Below are 805 nucleotides of genomic sequence, written 5' to 3'. Positions count from 1 at the left end.
TCGGTTTGGGAAACAGCGCCACAAGGAACGTTGGAACGGCTGCCGGAACCGTGGCGGCCGGGGATGATTCGCGGTTGAATACTGTCGATAAAAAAACAGGGGGAAATGTTACCGGCAGTTTGATGGTAACTCAGGGAAATAGTATTGGAGTATCCACGCAGGAAGGTGGTGATAAGGCTGTTAAGCTATACAACATTACAGGGGATGGGACTGTCGGAAGTTATGTAAACGCAGTGGGAGGGGCCTGGTATAACGGGAACTGGTCTCTTGGCGGCGTTCGTGGGAGCGGAACTAATTTAGACAGAGCGCAGTTAAATGTTAATAGCGGAACTGGTACGGCGGGTTCATTTTTGTTTTACCCGGATGAGAGATTCAAATCATCTTCGTGTGGAGCTGATGGGGCTGGTTATGGCGGCTCATGGTCAGACATTAATACATGGCAAAGAAATATCTCTTTTTTCCGAGGTAACGTTTCCGTTAATAATGATGCAGGGTTTATTCCTTTTGCCCGTTGGCATAGTCAATGCAGTGGTGGATATTCTTCAACAGTAGGACTTGGTTCTATAGCTACCGGGCCTAGTTCGTGGGCGGATGTAGCAATAACAACACTCGGGGATGGTGGTTCTGCCGGACAGCGTATATTTCAATTCACGACAGCAAACGGTGATATATACGCCAACGCTGGTGGAAATCTTTCCGGTAACTATATTTTCCAGAAGCAGCCTAACTGTGTGCGTATTCCGCTCTGATCGATCATGTTTTCGCGTGGAACGTCGATCAGCGATTCGCAGCTGATCGATCATCC

Annotated in this window: 1 pseudogene; it reads left to right on the top strand. The window is 48.3% G+C overall.

The features are described from left to right. Window positions 1-749, top strand: a pseudogene (locus tag DEO48_RS26435) (hypothetical protein); the annotation flags it as partial. Window positions 750-805 lie beyond the last annotated feature (56 nt).

It is taken from the genome of Enterobacter sp. CGMCC 5087, from assembly GCF_003144775.1.
GTDB lineage: Bacteria > Pseudomonadota > Gammaproteobacteria > Enterobacterales > Enterobacteriaceae > Enterobacter > Enterobacter cloacae_M.
This window is presented reverse-complemented; position numbering and strand designations above follow the sequence as displayed.